Annotated in this window: 19 protein-coding genes; 12 read left to right on the forward strand and 7 right to left on the reverse strand. The window is 65.6% G+C overall.

Annotation, left to right across the window (positions count from 1 at the left end):
- The first annotated feature begins 26 nt into the window (after positions 1–26).
- From BRAD285_RS25100 to BRAD285_RS25110, 3 genes are read left to right on the forward strand one after another with little or no spacing between them, the layout of a single operon-like run.
- Positions 27–803 (forward strand): MBL fold metallo-hydrolase, encoded by a 777-nt coding sequence (locus tag BRAD285_RS25100; RefSeq protein WP_006614060.1) that lies wholly within the window; start codon positions 27–29, stop codon positions 801–803.
- A gap of 1 nt (position 804) precedes the next feature.
- Positions 805–1,542, forward strand: a complete 738-nt coding sequence (locus tag BRAD285_RS25105; protein WP_006614061.1) for an OmpA family protein — start codon at positions 805–807, stop codon at positions 1,540–1,542.
- Positions 1,539–2,183, forward strand: a complete 645-nt coding sequence (locus BRAD285_RS25110) for a hypothetical protein (protein WP_035648021.1) — start codon at positions 1,539–1,541, stop codon at positions 2,181–2,183. The genes BRAD285_RS25105 and BRAD285_RS25110 overlap by 4 nt, the downstream gene beginning before the upstream one ends.
- Positions 2,184–2,268: 85 nt before the next feature.
- Here BRAD285_RS25110 and BRAD285_RS25115 read toward each other — a convergent pair whose 3' ends face one another.
- A complete protein-coding gene (locus BRAD285_RS25115) occupies positions 2,269–2,442 on the reverse strand; it encodes a DUF1328 domain-containing protein (RefSeq protein WP_006614063.1) in 174 nt (57 codons plus the stop codon).
- A gap of 294 nt (positions 2,443–2,736) precedes the next feature.
- Here BRAD285_RS25115 and BRAD285_RS25120 point away from each other — a divergent pair, with 294 nt between their 5' ends.
- The 6 genes from BRAD285_RS25120 (at position 2,737) to BRAD285_RS25145 (ending at position 8,991) form a co-directional block, all read left to right on the forward strand.
- Positions 2,737–5,295, forward strand: a complete 2,559-nt coding sequence (locus tag BRAD285_RS25120; RefSeq protein ID WP_006614064.1) for an ATP-dependent helicase — start codon at positions 2,737–2,739, stop codon at positions 5,293–5,295.
- Between the two features lie 119 nt (positions 5,296–5,414).
- The gene (locus tag BRAD285_RS25125) at positions 5,415–5,831 is read left to right on the forward strand and encodes a hypothetical protein (protein WP_006614065.1); all 417 of its coding nucleotides are present in this window, start codon (positions 5,415–5,417) and stop codon (positions 5,829–5,831) included.
- On the forward strand, positions 5,828–6,496 hold the full coding sequence (locus BRAD285_RS25130) for an OmpA family protein (protein WP_139020692.1): 669 nt from the start codon (positions 5,828–5,830) through the stop codon (positions 6,494–6,496). The genes BRAD285_RS25125 and BRAD285_RS25130 overlap by 4 nt, the downstream gene beginning before the upstream one ends.
- Positions 6,497–6,748: 252 nt before the next feature.
- A complete protein-coding gene (locus tag BRAD285_RS25135) occupies positions 6,749–7,300 on the forward strand; it encodes a DUF962 domain-containing protein (RefSeq protein WP_006614067.1) in 552 nt (183 codons plus the stop codon).
- Positions 7,300–8,325, forward strand: a complete 1,026-nt coding sequence (locus BRAD285_RS25140; protein ID WP_006614068.1) for an NAD-dependent epimerase/dehydratase family protein — start codon at positions 7,300–7,302, stop codon at positions 8,323–8,325. The genes BRAD285_RS25135 and BRAD285_RS25140 overlap by 1 nt, the downstream gene beginning before the upstream one ends.
- 42 nt (positions 8,326–8,367) lie before the next feature.
- The gene (locus BRAD285_RS25145) at positions 8,368–8,991 is read left to right on the forward strand and encodes an isoprenylcysteine carboxylmethyltransferase family protein (protein WP_006614069.1); all 624 of its coding nucleotides are present in this window, start codon (positions 8,368–8,370) and stop codon (positions 8,989–8,991) included.
- 87 nt (positions 8,992–9,078) lie between these two features.
- On the opposite strand, the gene BRAD285_RS25150 is transcribed toward BRAD285_RS25145, so the two are convergent.
- Together BRAD285_RS25150 and BRAD285_RS25155 are read right to left on the reverse strand one after the other, a co-directional pair.
- Positions 9,079–10,110, reverse strand: a complete 1,032-nt coding sequence (locus BRAD285_RS25150) for a LysM domain-containing protein (protein WP_006614070.1) — start codon at positions 10,108–10,110, stop codon at positions 9,079–9,081.
- Positions 10,111–10,227: 117 nt separating this feature from the next.
- Positions 10,228–10,965 (reverse strand): hypothetical protein, encoded by a 738-nt coding sequence (locus BRAD285_RS25155; protein ID WP_006614071.1) that lies wholly within the window; start codon positions 10,963–10,965, stop codon positions 10,228–10,230.
- Between the two features lie 276 nt (positions 10,966–11,241).
- Between BRAD285_RS25155 and BRAD285_RS25160 the strand changes: the two genes are divergently transcribed.
- Positions 11,242–12,162, forward strand: coding sequence for an ABC transporter ATP-binding protein (locus tag BRAD285_RS25160; protein ID WP_006614072.1), 921 nt, complete (start codon positions 11,242–11,244; stop codon positions 12,160–12,162).
- Positions 12,159–12,920 carry an ABC transporter permease gene (locus BRAD285_RS25165; protein ID WP_006614073.1) on the forward strand — a complete coding sequence of 254 codons (762 nt, stop codon included), beginning with the start codon at positions 12,159–12,161 and terminating at the stop codon, positions 12,918–12,920. Before BRAD285_RS25160 ends, BRAD285_RS25165 begins: the two co-directional genes overlap by 4 nt.
- Before the next feature lie 28 nt (positions 12,921–12,948).
- On the opposite strand, the gene BRAD285_RS25170 is transcribed toward BRAD285_RS25165, so the two are convergent.
- Positions 12,949–13,299, reverse strand: a complete 351-nt coding sequence (locus BRAD285_RS25170) for a hypothetical protein (RefSeq protein WP_006614074.1) — start codon at positions 13,297–13,299, stop codon at positions 12,949–12,951.
- Positions 13,300–13,630: 331 nt separating this feature from the next.
- Here BRAD285_RS25170 and BRAD285_RS25175 point away from each other — a divergent pair, with 331 nt between their 5' ends.
- Positions 13,631–14,416, forward strand: coding sequence for a L,D-transpeptidase (locus BRAD285_RS25175; protein ID WP_006614075.1), 786 nt, complete (start codon positions 13,631–13,633; stop codon positions 14,414–14,416).
- 85 nt (positions 14,417–14,501) lie between these two features.
- Here the strand turns inward: BRAD285_RS25175 and BRAD285_RS25180 are convergent, their stop codons facing one another.
- The 3 genes from BRAD285_RS25180 to BRAD285_RS25190 are packed head-to-tail and all read right to left on the reverse strand — an operon-like array spanning position 14,502 to position 18,008.
- A complete protein-coding gene (locus BRAD285_RS25180; RefSeq protein ID WP_006614076.1) occupies positions 14,502–15,527 on the reverse strand; it encodes an ABC transporter permease in 1,026 nt (341 codons plus the stop codon).
- An 11-nt stretch (positions 15,528–15,538) separates the two neighbouring features.
- The gene (locus BRAD285_RS25185) at positions 15,539–17,041 is read right to left on the reverse strand and encodes a sugar ABC transporter ATP-binding protein (protein ID WP_006614077.1); all 1,503 of its coding nucleotides are present in this window, start codon (positions 17,039–17,041) and stop codon (positions 15,539–15,541) included.
- A 13-nt stretch (positions 17,042–17,054) separates the two neighbouring features.
- On the reverse strand, positions 17,055–18,008 hold the full coding sequence (locus BRAD285_RS25190; protein ID WP_006614078.1) for a sugar-binding protein: 954 nt from the start codon (positions 18,006–18,008) through the stop codon (positions 17,055–17,057).
- Positions 18,009–18,053: the final 45 nt, after the last annotated feature.

An 18,053-nucleotide genomic window follows, 5' to 3' on the forward strand; every position in this document is an offset into this window, starting at 1 on the left:
GCGCCGCGCCGGCAGGAGTAGCGTCCATGGCCAATACCGTCCTCTATGATGACGGCGTTCACAAGAACATTCTGCTGGAGGATTTCAGCGCCGGCGATCTCGCCGTGCAGGCGAACCAGCATCTGATCATCCATGACCGCGTCGGCATGCTGCTCGATCCCGGCGGCCACAAGGTCTACTCCAAGGTGCTGGGCGAGACCTTCAGCGAGCTCTCGGGCGGCCGCCTGAAATATCTGTTCCTGTCGCATCAGGACCCCGACATCGTCGCGGCCATCAATGGCTGGCTGATGACCACCGATGCCGACGCCTACATCTCCTCGCTGTGGACGCGCTTCGTGCCGCATTTCGGCTTCGACCACATCGTCGCCGACCGGCTGAAGCCGATCCCCGACGAAGGCATGGTGTTCGATCTCGCCGCCTGCAAGCTCTATGCGCTGCCCGCGCACTTCCTGCACAGCGAGGGCAATTTCCAGCTTTACGATCCGATCTCGAAGATCCTCTACAGCGGCGATCTCGGCGCCTCGATCGGCGTCGACTACATCGTGACGCGCGACTTCAAGGCGCATATCCGCTTCATGGAGGGCTTCCACCGCCGCTACATGGTGTCGAACCGCGTCATGAAGGCGTGGGCGGACATGGTTCGGCCGCTTGATATCGAGATCATCGCCCCGCAACACGGCGCGTTGTTTCCGGACCAGGCGATGTCACGCCAGTTCATCGAGTGGTGCGCAGGCCTCGAATGCGGCATCGATCTGATCACGCCCTTGTTCAAGGTGCCGGTGTTCAAGGTGCCGGCAGGCTGACATGCTGGCGCCCTCCCCCAACATCGTGTCTTCTCCGCCTGCGCCGCGGGCCGATGCGTCTATCGTCGCCGGTGAAGATGCGCCAACCTGGCTCGCGGCCGCCTTTGCCATCGCGGGGACGCTGGTCGCGGTCATGTCGGCCGCGCTCTGGCAACAGGCAGCGGCTGCCCCGGACACCGTGGCCGCAGCCGCCGTGCCGCAGACGATGATCACCCAGCCAGCGCCGAAGCCGTCGGACACGCCGGTGCCTCTTCCCGCACTGATCACGGCTCCTCCGATGCCCTTGCCCTCGGCGATCCCGATCGAGCCGCCTGCTCCGCCCGTCTCAACGGCCCGCACCGAGCCCCAGAGCGCCGCGAAGGCGCCCGCCGAATGCTTCGCACCGCTGGCGATCGCGTTCGAGCGCGGCAGCACGCGCCCCCATCCGGGCGACATGAAGCGCGCACAGGCGGTGCTGCAAAAGGCGCTCGCGCGCCATGGCGATGCGACCATCCTGATCGAGGGACACGCCGATGCCAGCGGCAGCGAGGACCTCAACGTGCTCTTGAGCTACTCGCGCGCCAAGGCCGTCGCGGAGCTCTTGAAGAAGGACGGCATTTCACCGCGGATGTCGGTGAGCGCAGCCGGCGCGGGCCTTGCGCGCGGCGACTCCCAGGCGGCCGCGAACGATCGCAAGGCTGTTCTGCGCATTGCCGGCGTCGACGATTGCGATCACCTCACGGAAGCGAAGCGACCATGACCTTCTATGCCATCGTGAGCGGCGTTGGTGCCGCCATCCTGCTGCTGACCGCAGGCTATCTGTTCGGGGCGCGCCAGGGCGCGGTCGCCCGCGACCATCTGCGGCGGCAGGTGCAAGTGCAGGCCGCCAGCCTCAATCAGTTGCAGGACCAGAGCAGCCACGACGCCAGCGAGCGGGAAACGAGTCTGCGCAGCGCGATCCAGGAGGTGCTGGCGCCGCTGGTCGAGCGCGAGCGCATCTCGCTCGATCTCGCGCAACTCGCCACGCGCCCCGGCCGGCGGCGCGAACTGGTGCCGCTGCTCGACAGGATCGCCGAGGTCGGCCGCTTCGAGACCGTGCTGTTGACGAACGAGGAAGGGCTGCCGCTGGCGGCCAACACAGCCGGCCATCACACCGAGCAATTGGCGGCGGCGGCGACGCGGCTGGCGCTGGTCGCCGAGAAGATCGCCGACGAGAACCACATCGCGCCGCTCTCGGTCATGCTGCGCGACGAAAGCGAGACGACGACATTGTGCCGCATCTTCCGGGTGCAGGATCAGACGCTGACCTTGACGGCGCTGTCCAACGATGCGCGGCTCGCCTCCGTCGCGCTCGATCCTGCGCTTGCCAAGGTCCAGGTCGCGCTGACCGCGCCGGCTTAAGCTGCTCTCAAAAGCGCAAAGGGCGCAGCACCTCTTGCGAGGCACTGCGCCCTTCGCCGACCTCATTGTCAGGGGATGAGGCCGACTACACGCGGGATCGGCCGCGGGCGAGGCCCACGACAGCCGACACCAGGAACAGCACGATGGCGATGAAGAAGATGATCTTGGCGATCTCGATGGACGCACCGGCGATGCCGCCGAAGCCGAGGATGCCGGCGATCAATGCGATAACCAGGAAGGTGACGACCCAGCCTAACATGACACGACCTCTGTCTCTCGATTGCGGTTCAAAGCGACGCGGAGCTTGCGCCGTTGCCAGGACAATCGGGGCCGGGAACAAAGGTTCCGGGCGCTTCCGCAGGTAAAAATTCGCGAGTCGCCGGAACAAAGTTGGCGTAAACAGGCGCTCAGTCGCAGGCGCTGCCGCGATTTAGGGCTGTAAAACGTGCCGAGCGGCCCCATATCAGCGATAATCCCTGCTATGAGGGCTCCTTCCTGCAGACCCCTTGATGTCGTCGTATGATGCCGTCAAAGGGACGAGACTGATTCGCTGATGACCGAGCCCAACCGCGTGAGCCGTTTTCCTGCGCCTGACCACCAGCCCGCTCCGGGCGGCATCGCTGCGCGCGCCCGTGCCGCCGCGAGCGGCGGCGCGCGTTATCTCGCGGGCCTCAATCCGGAGCAGCGCGAAGCTGTCGAGACGCTGGATGGTCCGGTGCTGGTGCTGGCCGGCGCGGGCACCGGCAAGACCCGCGTGCTGACGACGCGCATCGCGCACATCCTGAGCATGGGGCGGGCGCGTCCGAGCGAGATTCTGTCGGTGACCTTCACCAACAAGGCCGCGCGCGAGATGAAGACGCGGTTGGCCGAGATGCTCGGCCAGGCCGTCGAAGGCATGCCGTGGCTCGGCACCTTCCACTCGATCTCCGGGCGCATTTTGCGCAGCCATGCCGAGCTGGTGCAGCTCAAATCCAACTTCACCGTGCTCGATGTCGACGACCAGATCCGGCTGCTCAAACAGCTGCTGCAGGCCGAGAACATCGACGACAAGCGCTGGCCGGCGCGCATGCTGGCGGGGCTGATCGACGGCTGGAAGAACCGCGGCCTGGCGCCGTCGCAGGTGCCCTCCGGCGAAGCCGCCGTGTTCGGCAACGGCAAGGGCGGCAAGCTCTATGCGAGCTATCAGGAGCGGCTGAAGATCCTCAACGCCGCCGATTTCGGCGACCTGCTGCTCGAGAGCATCCGGCTGTTTCGCGAGAACCCGGACGTGCTGCGGCAGTATCAGAGCCGCTTCAAGTTCATTCTGGTCGACGAGTATCAGGACACCAACGTCGCGCAATATCTGTGGCTGCGGCTGCTGTCGCAGGCGCCCTCTGGCTCGTCATTGCCGGGCTCGACCCGGCAATCCATCACGTCTTCGGAAGAAGATGGATCACCGGGTCTCGACGCTGCGCGTCGGCCCGGTGATGACGACCGGAGCGTTACTGTCTCGGGCGCTCCCCCCAAGAACATCTGCTGCGTCGGCGACGACGACCAGTCGATCTATGGCTGGCGTGGCGCCGAGGTCGACAACATCCTGCGCTTCGAGCACGATTTTCCCGGCGCCAAGGTCATTCGCCTGGAGCGCAACTACCGTTCGACCGGGCACATCCTCGCCGCCGCCTCGCATCTGATCACCCATAACGAAGGCCGGCTCGGCAAGACGCTGCACACCGAGGACGTCGAGGGCGAAAAGGTCACCGTCACCGGCGCCTGGGACTCGGAAGAGGAAGCGCGCGGGATCGGCGAGGAGATCGAGGAGCTGCAGCGCAAGGGCGAGCATCTCAACGACGTCGCCATCCTGGTGCGCGCGTCCTACCAGATGCGCGAGTTCGAAGACCGCTTCGTCACGCTCGGCCTGCCCTATCGCGTCATCGGCGGTCCGCGCTTCTACGAACGCGCCGAGATTCGCGATGCGCTGGCTTATCTGCGCGTCATCAACTCGCCGGCCGACGATCTCGCCTTCGAGCGCATCGTCAACGTGCCGAAGCGCGGGCTCGGCGACGCCACCGTGCAGTTGCTGCACGATCACGCCCGCAAGCGCCGCATCCCGCTGTTCGAGGCGGCGCGCGCGGTGGTCGAGACCGACGAGCTCAAGCCGAAGGCGCGCGGTTCGCTGCGCGGACTCATCCTGCAATTCGAACGCTGGCGCGCCCAGCGCGAGGTCACGCCGCACACCGAGCTCGCCGAGATCGTGCTCGACGAGAGCGGCTACACCGAGATGTGGCAGAAGGACCGCTCGGCCGATGCGGCCGGCCGACTCGACAATCTGAAAGAGCTCGTCCGCTCGATGGAGGAGTTCGAGAACCTGCACGGCTTCCTCGAGCACATCTCGCTGGTGATGGACCGCGAGGGCGCGGCCGACGAAGAGGCGGTGTCGCTGATGACGCTGCACTCCGCCAAGGGCCTGGAATTCGACAACGTGTTCCTGCCGGGCTGGGAGGAAGGCCTGTTCCCGAGCCAGCGGACACTCGACGAGCAGGGCCGCGCCGGCCTAGAAGAAGAGCGCCGCCTCGCCCATGTCGGCCTGACGCGCGCGCGGCGGCGCGCCAAGATCTACTTTGCGACCAACCGTCGCATCCACGGCACCTGGACCACGACCATCCCGTCGCGGTTCCTGGACGAGTTGCCGTCCGCGAGCGTCGAGATCACCGAATCCAAGGGCGGCTCCGGCTGGGGCGGCGCCGGCGGCTACGGCCCGTCGCGGTTCGACAATGTCGAGTCGTTCGGATCGAGCTATTCGACGCCCGGCTGGCAGCGCGCCCAGGCGCGCCGTCCCGGCGCCGCGCGCGGTGGCTCGGAAGGCGGCTTCAAGGAGGAGCCATCTCCGTTCTCAGGGCACGATCCGTTCGGCGGTACCTTCGGCCGCAACAAGCGCGGGCCGATGACGATCGAGGGCGAGCTCGTGGCGAAATCCACCGGCACCACGTCGGAGTTCGCGCCTGATGATCGCGTGTTTCACCAGAAGTTCGGCTATGGCCACGTCATCAAGGTCGACGGCAACAAGCTGACCATCGCCTTCGACAAGGCCGGCGAGAAGCACGTCGTCGACAGTTTCGTGCAGCGGGCGTGACCTCACGGCCGCGCGCCGCCGTGGCGCTCGCCCGGCAAAAACGTCACCCGTCATCGAACTTCACAGGTCGCCTTGGTTAGGCCTTGACCGTGGCGGCTCGCGTCGTATGAGATGCGAGCATGGTCCGGGGATACAATCTGCTCATTATTGCGATCGCGCTCAGCGTGCCGTCGTTTGCGACGGCGCAGACGATGAGCTTTGGCGACTCCGCGGGGCTGATCGCATCGAGCTGCGGCGCCGACATCACCGCCAATTGCCGCGGCGTCAATCTGGACTCCAATCGTCTGAAGGAATGTCTGTCGCGCAACCAGGACGTCGTGTCCCCGCAATGCAAGGCGACCTATTTCAAGGCGTTCGAGGCGATCCAGAAGCGGATCTCGGCGCGCGTGACCGTGGCGAACGCCTGCCAGCGCGAGATCGTCAAGCTGTGCGGCGGCTCGACCAAGGAGACCAGCAAATCGATCCCCTGCCTGCTGACCACCAATGGCGTCAGCGCGCGGTGCCAGCAGTCGCTCGGCGAGGCGGGGTATCGCTGATGCGGACGTCGACATCAGTGCTGGGACTGATCGCCGCGTCGCTGCTGCTCTCGAGCGCGCCTACGCGCGCGCAAGAGGTGACGCGCGAGGACATCGTGCGCCAGCTCAGCCGGTTCGAGACTGCGCCTACGCTCGATCTGCCCGCGCTCAAGCAGCAGACCCAGGAACGCTCGAGGATCCGCAGCCGCAACGAGCCGCCGCCGCAGAAGCGGACGCCGATCGCGCCGGAGCTGATGAACCTGCCGGCGTTCAACGTCGACATCCAGTTCGACGTGGACACCCCGATCGTGCGACCTGAATCGTATCAGGCCGTCGGCCGGATCGCCGACGCGATGGTGTATGCGGACCTCCTGCCCTACACCTTCTTGATCGTCGGTCACATCGAAGCGAACGGCAAGCGCGAGTCCAACGTCATCCTGAGCCAGCGCCGCGCCGACGCCATCCGCGACATTCTTGCGAATACCTTCAAGATCTCGGTCAAGCGGCTGCAGTCGGTCGGCCTCGGCGAGGAGCAGCTGCTCGACCCCTCGAAGCCGACCGCGCCGGTGAATCAGCAGATCCAGATCATCACGGTCGCCAAGACCGTCGAAGAGGCGGCCCCGCCGCCGCCGGCCCCGGTTCCCGCCGCGCCCGGCAAGCAGGCCCCACGCAAGCACCGCAATTGACGCAAGCGAGGTCTGCGCTGGCGCCTTGAACCCGCGGCATCACCGGCGCGACTGCCCTTCGAGGACGCTCTCGGCAGCCAGTGCCAATGGAACCCGTTCTCAGACGGGCGCATTGGGCTTTACCGCGCAGCGGGCGCTCGGAGTGCCCTGGGCATTATTGCCGGTTTGTCGATGCAGCCGCTTGATGGTATAGCCCCGTCTTTGCGGCCGTCGATTGAGCGGGGGTCGATCTCAGTGACGAGCGAGCCAGTCATGAACGCCATGTTTCGACGCCAGATGATCGACTACGTCGAATATCATCGCGATCCGCGCAACGGCTTGATGCATGTGCTCGGAATCATCCTGCTGTTCCTCGGCGCCGTGCTGCCCTTGAGCTTGTGGCATTTCGACGCTTTTGGCATCCGGATCAGCCTGGGCGCCGTGCTGGCCCTGCCGGTGCTGGTGTATTGGCTGCTGCTCGATGCCGCACTCGGCGCCGGCATCCTGGCCTTCGCCGTGCTGTTCCTTGGTGCGGCCATGATGATTGCCGATCACGTCCACGGAGTGGCCCTGTGGGCCTTGTTTGCCGCGCTCGTGATCGTCGGGCTGGTGTCGCAGGCCGTGGGCCACAAGTTTTTCGAGCGGAACAATCCGTCTCTGCTGGATCATCCAGCGCATCTGTTTCTTGGACCGATGTTCGTGATGGCGAAATTGTACATGGCGTTGGGTTTCCGGCCGTCGGTGGCCGACCTCATCGCGCCGAACTGGTCGCCTGATCGGTTGGCATCGGACCGTCTTCAAGGCGATCAACACTCGCGTCCCTGATGAAAGTCCTCGTTACCGGCGGCAGCGGTTTCATCGGCCACCACCTCGTCTCCGCACTGGCGACGCGGGGCGCCGAGGTGCGTGTGCTCGACATCCGCTGTCCCAGCCACATGATCGCCGATGTGGAGTACATTGAAGGCTCGGTGCTCGATGCCGGCCTGGTGAAGCAGGCGGTCGCGGGCGTCGATCAGGTCTATCACCTCGCCGGACTGCCGGGCATGTGGATGCCGGACCGCGAGGACTTCTACCGCGTCAACTGCCTCGGCACGGAGACGGTGCTGGCCGCCGCGCGCGCCGGCCGGGTCCGCCGCTTCCTGCACTGCTCGACCGAATCCATCCTGTTCGACTATCCAGGCTCGACGGGCGCGGCCGCTGCGCCGACGGCGCCGCCGGCTGAGGCCATGCCGGGTGCCTATACCCGCTCCAAGGCACTGGCCGAGGCGCGCGCGATGTCCGCGGCGGCAGACGGCTTCCCCGTCGTGGTGGGCACGCCGACGATGCCGATCGGGCCGCATGACAGCAACCTGACACCGCCGTCGCAAATGCTGCTGCACTTCCTGGACAGCCGCGTGCAGCTCTATCTCGATTTCATCGTCAATCTCGTCGACGTTCGCGACGTTGCCGCGGGCCTGATCCTGGCGATGGAACGCGGCAAGGTCGGCGGCCGCTACGTGTTCGGCGGCGAGAGCCTGCCGCTCAGCCGGATCCTGGAGCTGATGGCGGCGATCAGCGGCCGCAAGCATGTGACCGTCTCGGTGCCGGGGCGGCTGGCGGAGTTCTCGGCCGGCATGCTGGAGTTCATCTCCGATCACCTCACCAAGCGCTGCCCCTCCGGCACCGCCGAGGGCGTGCGGATCGCCCGTTCGGCCTCCGACCTGTCGATCGACAGGGCCAGGCGCGAGCTCGGCTATGCGCCCCGCCCGATCGAGCCCACCTTGCGCGAGACCATCGCCTTCCTGCTCGATTCCGAGCAGGCCAAGCGGCTCGACGAGAAACAACACCCTTTTCGCACCGCGGCCGAATAGCTAAGAGCGGCCGGTCCCACGTCTCATAACGGTTTCCAAGACATGTCCGGCGATGCCAGCCCCATTTCGTCAGTTGCGTTCAGCGGCTGGACCACCACCTGGCCCACCTCCCTGCTCGCCATCATCTGGCTGATCTGGCTCGCCAGCTGGGTCGGCGCCTCGTTCTGGTCCGGGCAGACCCGCAAGCATGTGACGGTGATCAAGACGAGCCGCTACCATGCGCTGATCGTGCTCGGCGGTATCCTGTTCACGCCGTGGACCTCGCGCCTCCTCGGCGAAAGGCCGTTCTGGCATCCCGGCGAGACCGGCGTGTACCTGCTCACGATCGTGACCCTGGCCGGCATCGCGTTCACCTGGTGGGCGCGGATCCATCTCGGCCGGTTCTGGTCGAACGCCATCACCCACAAGGAAGGCCACAAGGTGATCGACACCGGTCCCTATGGCATGGTGCGCCATCCGATCTATACCGGCCTGATCCTCGGCATGATCGCAACCGGCATCGCGGTGGGAACAGTGACCGCCGTGCTCGGCGCCATCCTGATCTCGCTCGGCATGGCCTGGAAGGCGAAGATGGAAGAAGGGTTCCTGGCGCAGGAGCTGGGCCCTGACTACGTCGCCTACAGCCAGCGCGTGCCGATGATCATCCCGTTCCTGCCGGCCGGCTAATCCAGCGGTGGGCCTAAAACCCACGACACAACGCCGCGATGTCCTTCTCACCCTCCCCCTCCAGGGGAGGGTCAAAGCGCGGCTGTTCTAGCGCCGGACGGCGGCTTCCGGCGGCGGCGCGGGCTGGTTGGCCGCCTGCGGCAGCAGATGGCGGGGCAGGATGATGCGCTGGCCGGGCACCAGCGGCTGGGCGGCAAGTCCGCGATTGGATTGCTGAAGCGCCCATAGCGGAACGCGGTTCGCCGCCGCGATCTGGTCGAGCGTCTCGCCCGGCCGCACCGGCATGGCCACGCCGCTGTCCCACAGCTCGACCGAGACCTTCGGCGGCACCAGGTAGCGCAGCTGGACCGGATCGACGTCGGCGGTGGCCGAGGTCTGCGACAGCTGGCTGATCATCGCGACCAGCTGGGCGTGCACATCCTCCATCTTGTCGATGTTGATATGCGTGACCTCGTCATGATCCTTCATGTCGAAGCTGGCGTAATGGCCGTGAAAGCCGGGCTCCGGCTTGACGTCGCCACCCCCGAGGATGTTGTCGGACAGGAACAGGTTGATGAAGCGCTGCACGTTCGGCGGCACGCTCTTGGTGGCATGCGCGGGGTCGACGGTGACCACGAGCGCGACCGGGATATTCTGCTCCTGCAGCGTGATCGCGATGCGGACGCTGCACAGCCCGCCCATGGAATGGCCGATCAGCACGATCGGCGCCTGGTCCTGGCGGTAGTTCTTGGCGACCTGCAGCGCGATCAGGTCGCAGAGGGTGAATTCGTAGACGCTGGCCCAGAAGCCGGCCTTCTCGATCTTCTCGGCGAGGCGGTCCATGCCGGTCGAGAACAGCGGGCCGAGCGCGCCGCGGAACAGATAGACCCGCGGCGGCGGCAGCGTTGGAACGGGCTCCGGCGGACGCTCCGGCGCCGCAGGCCGGATGGCGGCCTGGGTCGGGGCCGTTGCGGTCTTGGCGGCCTTGCTGGGTGTGGTCGCAGTGGCGGCTCCCGCCTTGGCCGTCGCCGGGGCTGATGTCGCGATGAGCCCGATGACCAGCAGCCCGGACAGCCCCTGCCCGGCCACAGCCTGGGCGGCGTCGCGCCAGCCCCTCGCAATTCGCGACAAACGGGTCATTCGCGCTCCCGGGAAAGCTCAAGCTTGAGATCAGGCAGGACCATGTCCTCCCTGCCATACCGCTTGTCGTCGCCGAATGGGAGTATTTTGGGGCGCCTCAGGCGCCCCTCCGGGTGACTACCGGTATCCTGTAGCGCTGGCGGCGCGCTGCGGGGCCGCCATGCGGGTGGGTGGCGCGGCCGGCTGACGCCCCTTGCCGCCGAACACGACGCCATCGATCGCCCCGATCACCTTCTGCTGCATGATCTGGTTCTTCTCGATCGTGATGTGGCCGACGCCCGGAACCGCAGACCCGACATCGACATTCTCGAGCTTGCCGTGGAAGCCATCGTCGCGGCGGACCGGCTCGCCGTTACCGTTGGCGATGTAGAAGTTGATGTAGCGCTCGGCATTGCCGCCGACGAGCTTGGTCTTGAACACCGAGTCCAGGCCGATCGCGAGTTTCACCGGCACGCCGAGCTGGCCGAGCTTGTTGATCATGTCCGGCAGCGCGGTCGCGCCCGAGGAGTGGCCGACCAGGATGATGGTCTTGATGCGGCCGGCCTTGTACGCCGTCGCCGCCTCGTCGGCGAGCGACGACCACGACACGAAGTTGGCGACCGTGTTCGGGATGCCCTGCGAATCCAGCTTGGCGGCGATATCGTCGAGCCCGAGCGAGAAGATGTTGAGCACGCCGCGCAGCAGATAGACATGGGTGGTGCTGGCCGCAGCCGCGGCCGCCGGGCTCGGTGCGGCGCGGACCGATCCGGCTCCGAGCGGCAGAACCAGCGCGAGCGCCAAGGCGACCATGCCGAGCCAGCGCGCCGGCAGGCTGCGCGTCGAAATGGTGCGGGTGGTGCTGAAACGTGGCGTCATCGGTCCTTCTCCACGGCGGAAATGTCGAGACGGCGCGAACCGTACAAGAGATGCTCGCGGACGCAACATGGCGCGACACCGTCGACGGCGTTCATCGCTCCGACGTGGCCGCACAGCAACACTGGATGGAATTGGCCACGGAAAAGCCCCGATAGTGACACGATCCATTCACGGGCCCGCGATTGCGGGACCGCGACCTCGTTCCTATCTGTGCGCTTCCCTCGCATCTGCGCCGGTCTCCTTCGCGCAGCTCTCCGAATCGCAACGAATCCCGTGATGGCTCCCGTCATTTCCGTTTCCGGCCTGTCGAAGACCTATCCGTCGGGCTTCACCTCGCTCAACAACATCAATCTCGCGATCGAGCGCGGCGAGATCTTCGCCCTGCTCGGCCCCAACGGTGCCGGCAAGACGACGCTGATCAGCATCATCTGCGGCATCGTGAACGCGTCCACTGGCAAGGTCGCGGTCGGCGGTCACGACATCAACGACGATTACCGCGCCGCGCGGTCGATGATCGGGCTGGTGCCGCAGGAGCTGCACACCGACTCGTTCGAGAGCGTGTGGGCGACCGTCAGCTTCAGCCGTGGCCTGTTCGGCAAGCCGAAGAATCCGGCGCTCATCGAGAAGATCCTGAAAGATCTCTCGCTGTGGGACAAGAAGGACGCCAAGATCATCACACTGTCCGGCGGCATGAAGCGCCGCGTGATGATCGCGAAGGCGCTCTCGCACGAGCCGCAGGTGCTGTTCCTGGACGAGCCGACCGCGGGCGTCGACGTCGAGCTGCGCAAGGGCATGTGGGACGTCGTGCGCGAGCTGAAGGCCGCCGGCGTCACCATCATCCTGACCACGCACTACATCGAGGAAGCCGAGGAGATGGCCGACCGCGTCGGCGTCATCAACAAGGGCGAGATCGTGCTGGTCGAGGACAAGGCCACGCTGATGCGGAAGCTCGGCGGCAAGCGCTTGAGCCTGCATCTGCAGCACAAAATCGACGCGATCCCCGAGGCGCTGGCACCCTACCAGCTCGCGCTGTCGGATGACGGATGGAAGCTGTCCTACGATTACGACACCAAGGGCGAGCGCACCGGCATCACCAGCCTGCTCGGCGATCTCCGCACCGCCGGCATCCGCTTCGTCGATCTCGAGACCAAGCAATCATCCCTCGAAGACATCTTCGTCAGCCTGGTGAGCCAATGAATCTGCGAGCCGTCGGGGCAATCTACAAATTCGAAATGGCGCGCACCTGGCGCACGATCCTGCAGAGCATCGTGTCGCCGGTCGTCTCGACGTCGCTTTATTTCGTCGTGTTCGGCGCCGCGATCGGCTCGCGCATCAGCGAGGTCCAGGGCGTCAGCTATGGCACGTTCATCGTGCCGGGACTTGTGATGCTATCCGTCCTGACCCAGAGCATCGCCAACGCCTCGTTCGGCATCTACTTCCCGAAATTCATCGGCACTATCTATGAGATCCTGTCGGCGCCGATCTCGCATGTCGAGATCGTGCTCGGCTATGTCGGCGCGGCCGCGACCAAATCGATCATCCTTGGGCTGATCATCCTGGCCACCGCCGGGCTGTTCGTGCCGCTGCACATCCAGCATCCGGTGTGGATGCTGTCGTTCCTGGTGCTGACGGCCGTGACGTTCAGCCTGTTCGGCTTCATCATCGGCATCTGGGCGGACGGCTTCGAGAAGCTGCAGATGATCCCGATGCTGGTGGTGACGCCGCTGACGTTCCTGGGCGGCAGCTTCTACTCGGTCAACATGCTGCCGCCGACCTGGCACTCGATCGCGCTGCTCAACCCGGTCGTCTACCTGATCTCCGGCTTCCGCTGGAGCTTCTATGAGATCGCCGACGTTCGGGTCGAGATCAGCGTCGCAATGACGCTGGCGTTTCTGGCGATCTGCATGACGGCGATCTGGTGGATCTTCAAAACCGGCTACCGGCTCAAGCGCTGAGCCGGCGCCGCGTCAGGCTGGCTTCAACTCACCGGTAGCAGTGAAAGCGGCCGTAGCCGTCGCGATAGCCGCGGCAGTGATAATGCCGGTGGTAATAGGAGCGGTGCGGGATGCCCAGAGCGCCTTCGACGGCGCCAACGGCTCCGCCGACGCCGGCACCGACTGCGCCTCCGACGACGCCGCCCACCGGGCCGCCGATGCGGTTACCTTCATGAGCGCCCTCATGGGCGCCGCGGATGATGCCCTGGGCATGAGCGAATTGCGGCAGCGCTAACCAGGACAGTGCGAGAAAGAGCAGCGCAAACGCAGCGAGCAGATAGGTCAGCCGTTGCGGCGCGCGGTCGTCGAGCACCGCCGTCTTGGCCTTCATCGTAAGCATTTTGAATCCTGGGAACCGCATGGAGGAATGTCTGAAACGCAGATGCGGCCAAAAGGTTGCGGGCTGACGGCGGGTTGGACCGTTTAGAGAGATCCTAAACGCCGCCGGGCGGTCGAATGATCAGTCGCGAAAATGTCAGTCCCGATGAACGAGCCCAAGCCTTTGCCGGGGACGCGTCCGCCATTAAGGTTGAGGCGGCCGTCGGCTGGAACAAAGGTTGGACTTCCGACATAGTGCAGGCCGATCGTGAGCCGCGGCATTTTGAAGTCTTGTTCTGAGGCTCTTTTGGAAGTCACGTTCTGACGTCGCAGGCCCGGAGGCCAAAGGTTACATGCGTATCACTCTTTTTGCGGTTGCCGGCTTCGCCTTGCTGTCCGCCACGCCGGCGCTCGCCAAGGTCGACATCACTGTCGACAAGAACAACCAGATCATGACCGTGGCGGTCGATGGTGTCGAACGCTACCGCTGGCCGGTCTCGACCGGCATCCCCTCGCGCGAGACGCCGAACGGCACCTTCCGTGCCTTCCGCATGGAGGCCGACCACTTCTCGAAGGAATTCGACGACGCGCCGATGCCGCATTCGATCTTCTTCACCAAGGTCGGGCATGCGATCCACGGCACCGATTCGGAAGGCCGGCTCGGCACGCCCGCCTCTCACGGCTGCGTCCGGCTGTCGAAGGCGAATGCCACGACGCTCTACGACCTGGTGCAGAAGGACGGCGTGCTCAACACCACGGTGACCCTGACCGGATCGGCGGAAGTGGCGCTGGCGCGCAATCCGCGCCGCGGCACCGCCGTGGCCCGACGCGACACCCAGCCGCAGCAATATGACGACAATGGCGAGCCGGTGGTACTGACGCCGCAGCCGCAATTGCTGCCGGGACGCCAGGTCGTGCCGCAGCAGCGCCCGGATGACGGCTACATCTACCCGGCCGACGGCAGCGACAATGGCGTGCGCTATCCGGCGCCGCGCGGCACCAGCCGCCGGGTGTACGATGCGCAGGCCTATCCGCAGCAGTACGACTACGACAGCGGCAATCCGAGCTACGCGCAGCCGCGCTATTACCAGCCGCGCCAATATTACCAGCCGCGCGGCTACTACACCTATCAGGATTGATCCGATCCCTTAGCCTGAATGCAGCCGGACGCGCTCTGCCGCCTCCGGCTGCATTCGTTTCAGGGCAGGCTGATGCGGGGCATGCTCATTCGGCGCTGGCGCGCTCGAGCGTGGCGGGCGCGGTGTCCGCACTCGCCTGCCCTCGCGCCACCGGCGCACGCTTGCGGCGCTGCACGAGATATTGATCGGCGAGCACGCCGATCAGGATCACCGTGCCCATCACCGCGAAATTCAGCGAGCTCGGAATGCCCAGCAGATTGACCAGGTTCTGCAGCACCTGCAGCAGGATCGTGCCGAGGACGACGCCGATGATCGAGCCCTCGCCGCCGCGCAGCGAGCAGCCGCCGAGCACCGCAGCTGCAATCGCGTAGAGCTCATAGAACGAGCCGTGCACCGCCGGCGAGATCGAGCGGGTGTACATCGCGAGCAGCACGGCCGCGAGCGCGGTCAATCCGCCGCAGATCACATAGGCTGCGATGGTGACGCGATCGGAACGAATGCCGGAATAGCGCGCCGCCTCGTCGTTCTTTCCCACTGCATAGAAATAGCGGCCATAGACCGAGCGGTGCAGGACCACCCACGCAACCCCCGCCACGATCACAAGCGCGACGATGCTGTGCGGCAGCGGGAAGCCGAGCACATTGGTGCGCCCCGCGGTCAACCATTCCAGCATCGGGAAGCTCGCGCCGTAGCCGAAGCCGGCGGTCGCGTCCTCGGTATAGTAGCGGGCGGCACCGCGATAGATCAGCAGCCCGCACAGGGTCACGACGAACGGCTGAATCTTCATCTTGGTGACGAGCGTGCCGTGAATGGTGCCGATCGCGACACCACCGAGGATGATGAGCGCGAAGGCCAGGATCCAGTCGACGTCGCGATTGACGATCAGGTCGATGAACAGCACGCCGAGCAGCGCGATGACAGATCCGACCGCCAGCTCGATGCCGCCGACGATGATGACAAAGGCTTCCGCGATCGAGAAGATGCCGAACATGCCGACCTGGTTGGCAGTGTTGGAGAGATTGCCGACCAGCAGGAAGCGCGGGTTGATGAAGGCCACTACGGCGCCGACCACCAGGATCAGGACCAGCAGGCTGAGATCTTTCTTCTGCACAAGCGCCTCGCTCAGATGGTGTGACCGACGGCGAGCTGCAGCACATTGTGCTCGCTGAACGCGCCGCGCTCCAGGAAACCGGAAATCCGCCCTTCATGCATGACGGCGATGCGGTCGCTCACGCCGATCACCTCTTCCATGTCGCTCGAGATCATCAGAATGGCGACGCCGGCATCGGCGAGCCGCCGCAGCATGTCGTAGATCTCCTGCTTGGCCCCGACATCGATGCCGCGCGTCGGCTCGTCGAAGATCAGGACCTTCGGCCGCATCGACAGCCATTTCGCAAGCACGACCTTCTGCTGGTTGCCGCCGGACAAGGTGCCGACCTGCATCTTGACGTCGGGTGCCCTGATCTTGAGGCGCTCGCGCTGGCGGTCGGCATTGTCGGTCTCGCGAGACCTGTCCACGAGCCCCAGGCTTGCGTAGGACGCGAGATCCGGCAGGGAGATATTCTCGGCAATCGGGAAGTCGAGCAGCAGGCCGCAGCCTTTGCGGTCTTCCGGAATGAGATAGATGCCGCGGTCGATCGCCGCGCGCGGCTCGGTGATGCGAACGGGCTCGCCATCGAGGCTGATATTGCCGGCCAACAAGGGTTCGACACCGAAGATGGCGCGCGCGAGCTCGGTCCGTCCGGAGCCGACAAGCCCGGCAAGGCCGAGGATCTCCCCGCGGCGCAGTTGCAGGCTCACGGCCCGGCGTGGATAGGTGGACGTGACGGCATCGACGACATTGAGGACAGTATCGCCCGGCAGCGTAGCCGGCGGCACGTAGCGCGACCGCAGGTCCCGGCCGATCATCAGCCGGATCATCGCCGCGGGATTGAGTTCGCCGCGCGTCAACGTGCCGACAGTGCGGCCGTCGCGCAGCACGACGGCACGGTCGGCGCATTGCACCACCTCGTTCAGGCGGTGGGTGATGAAGATGACGCTGACACCGTCGGCCTTGAGGCCGGCGATGACCTGCATCAGCCGCTCGGTCTCCGACAGGGTGAGGCTCGAGGTCGGCTCGTCCATGATGACGCAGCGGGCGTTGAGCGACAGCGCCTTGATGATCTCGACCAGCTGCCGCTGCGCCAGCGACAGCTCCGCAAGCGGCGTGTCCGGCTCGAAGTCCGCAGCAAGGCGCGCGATCAGCGGCCGCACCTTGGCGCGCAGCGTCGCGCGGTCGATCAGCCGCAGCGGTCCGCCAAATACCGGCTCGCGGCCGATGAAGACGTTGCCCGCGACGTCGAGGTTGTCGAACAGGTTCAGTTCCTGGTGCACGAAGGCGATGCCGGCCGCGATCGCATCCGTCACGGTGTAGCTGGTGCGGTCGACGCCATCGATACGAAGGGTGCCGCTGCTCGGCGGCACGACGCCGCCGAGCACGCGCATCAACGTTGACTTGCCGGCGCCGTTCTCGCCGAGCAAGGCGATCACCTCACCGGGCGCGACCGACAGGCTGACGTGGTCGAGGGCGACCACGCCAGGATAGGTCTTGCCGATATCGATCAGCTCGAGAAAAGGCCCGGACACGCCGGCCGCCGCATCACTTCTTGAGCATCGACTTCATCTGCGCCATGAAGTCCTCGACGTTGGCCTTGTCGATGACCTTGCCGGGCACGATGATGATGCCGTTGGCCGGAACGCCGGACTTGTCGCCCTGCACGACCTTGGCCATCAGCTTCATGCCCTGATAGCCCCACTCATAGGGCTGCTGCACGACAGTGCCCTCGATCGCGCCGTCCTTGACGCCGCCGAGCGTGATTGGATCCTCGTCGAAGCCGATGATCTTGATCTTGCCGAGCTTGCCGGCCTCCTTCAGCACCTCATAGATGCGCGGCGTGTTGTAGGAGTAGAAGCCGACCAGGCAGCTGACGTCCGGCATCGCGGCCAGAATGTCCTCGACGTTGCGCTTGGCGCGGGTCTGGTCGATCTCGTCGCCGCGGACGTCGACCAGTTCGACCTTCGAGCCCTTGATCGTCTCCTTGACGCCCTCGATGCGCTCGCGCGCATTGTCGGCGCCGAGCAGGCCGACGAAGCCGACGCATTTGCCGCCATTCGGCAGCGCCTTCAGCATCAGCTTGCCGGCATCCTTGCCGAGCTCGGTGTTGGAGGAGCCGATATAGGCGATGCGCTTCGACTGCGGCGCGTCGCTGTCGGTGGTGAACAGCACCGTCTGTCCGGCGATCTTGTTGAGGTGCTCGGTCTGGTTCTTCGGATCGACCGCGCTCACCATGATGCCGGCCGCGCCGGCGGCGACGAGGTCATCCAGCATCCGCTGCTGCACGGCGGCGGCGGCCTGCTCCGGATATTTGAGCTGCAGATTGTAGTCGGGCAGTTCGCCCTGCGCCTTCTTCACGCCGGCCTCGGCGATCTTCCAGAAGTCGGACGCGCCGTTGACCACGAACGCCAGGACCTTCTTGTCAGCGGCTCCTGCCGAGCCGACGCCGATCGCCATCGCCAACAGAGCAGACGCACCAGCCATCCAAAGACGCTTCATCGAACCCCTCCCATGTCAGCCGGTCTGCTTGATGCGGCCGGCATT

It is taken from the genome of Bradyrhizobium sp. ORS 285, assembly GCF_900176205.1.
Lineage (GTDB): Bacteria > Pseudomonadota > Alphaproteobacteria > Rhizobiales > Xanthobacteraceae > Bradyrhizobium.

Excerpts from the sequence above, each read along its gene's own strand:
- BRAD285_RS25105 (WP_006614061.1), top strand. The coding sequence starts at position 805 with ATGCTGGCGCCCTCCCCCAACATCGTGTCTTCTCCGCCTGCGCCGCGG.
- BRAD285_RS25135 (WP_006614067.1), top strand. The coding sequence starts at position 6,749 with ATGAACGCCATGTTTCGACGCCAGATGATCGACTACGTCGAATATCAT.
- BRAD285_RS25150 (WP_006614070.1), bottom strand. The coding sequence starts at position 10,110 with ATGACCCGTTTGTCGCGAATTGCGAGGGGCTGGCGCGACGCCGCCCAG.
- BRAD285_RS25145 (WP_006614069.1), top strand. The coding sequence starts at position 8,368 with ATGTCCGGCGATGCCAGCCCCATTTCGTCAGTTGCGTTCAGCGGCTGG.
- BRAD285_RS25110 (WP_035648021.1), top strand. The coding sequence starts at position 1,539 with ATGACCTTCTATGCCATCGTGAGCGGCGTTGGTGCCGCCATCCTGCTG.
- BRAD285_RS25175 (WP_006614075.1), top strand. The coding sequence starts at position 13,631 with ATGCGTATCACTCTTTTTGCGGTTGCCGGCTTCGCCTTGCTGTCCGCC.
- BRAD285_RS25155 (WP_006614071.1), bottom strand. The coding sequence starts at position 10,965 with ATGACGCCACGTTTCAGCACCACCCGCACCATTTCGACGCGCAGCCTG.
- BRAD285_RS25190 (WP_006614078.1), bottom strand. The coding sequence starts at position 18,008 with ATGAAGCGTCTTTGGATGGCTGGTGCGTCTGCTCTGTTGGCGATGGCG.
- BRAD285_RS25140 (WP_006614068.1), top strand. The coding sequence starts at position 7,300 with ATGAAAGTCCTCGTTACCGGCGGCAGCGGTTTCATCGGCCACCACCTC.
- BRAD285_RS25115 (WP_006614063.1), bottom strand. The coding sequence starts at position 2,442 with ATGTTAGGCTGGGTCGTCACCTTCCTGGTTATCGCATTGATCGCCGGC.
- BRAD285_RS25160 (WP_006614072.1), top strand. The coding sequence starts at position 11,242 with ATGGCTCCCGTCATTTCCGTTTCCGGCCTGTCGAAGACCTATCCGTCG.
- BRAD285_RS25170 (WP_006614074.1), bottom strand. The coding sequence starts at position 13,299 with ATGCTTACGATGAAGGCCAAGACGGCGGTGCTCGACGACCGCGCGCCG.
- BRAD285_RS25100 (WP_006614060.1), top strand. The coding sequence starts at position 27 with ATGGCCAATACCGTCCTCTATGATGACGGCGTTCACAAGAACATTCTG.
- BRAD285_RS25120 (WP_006614064.1), top strand. The coding sequence starts at position 2,737 with ATGACCGAGCCCAACCGCGTGAGCCGTTTTCCTGCGCCTGACCACCAG.
- BRAD285_RS25165 (WP_006614073.1), top strand. The coding sequence starts at position 12,159 with ATGAATCTGCGAGCCGTCGGGGCAATCTACAAATTCGAAATGGCGCGC.
- BRAD285_RS25125 (WP_006614065.1), top strand. The coding sequence starts at position 5,415 with ATGGTCCGGGGATACAATCTGCTCATTATTGCGATCGCGCTCAGCGTG.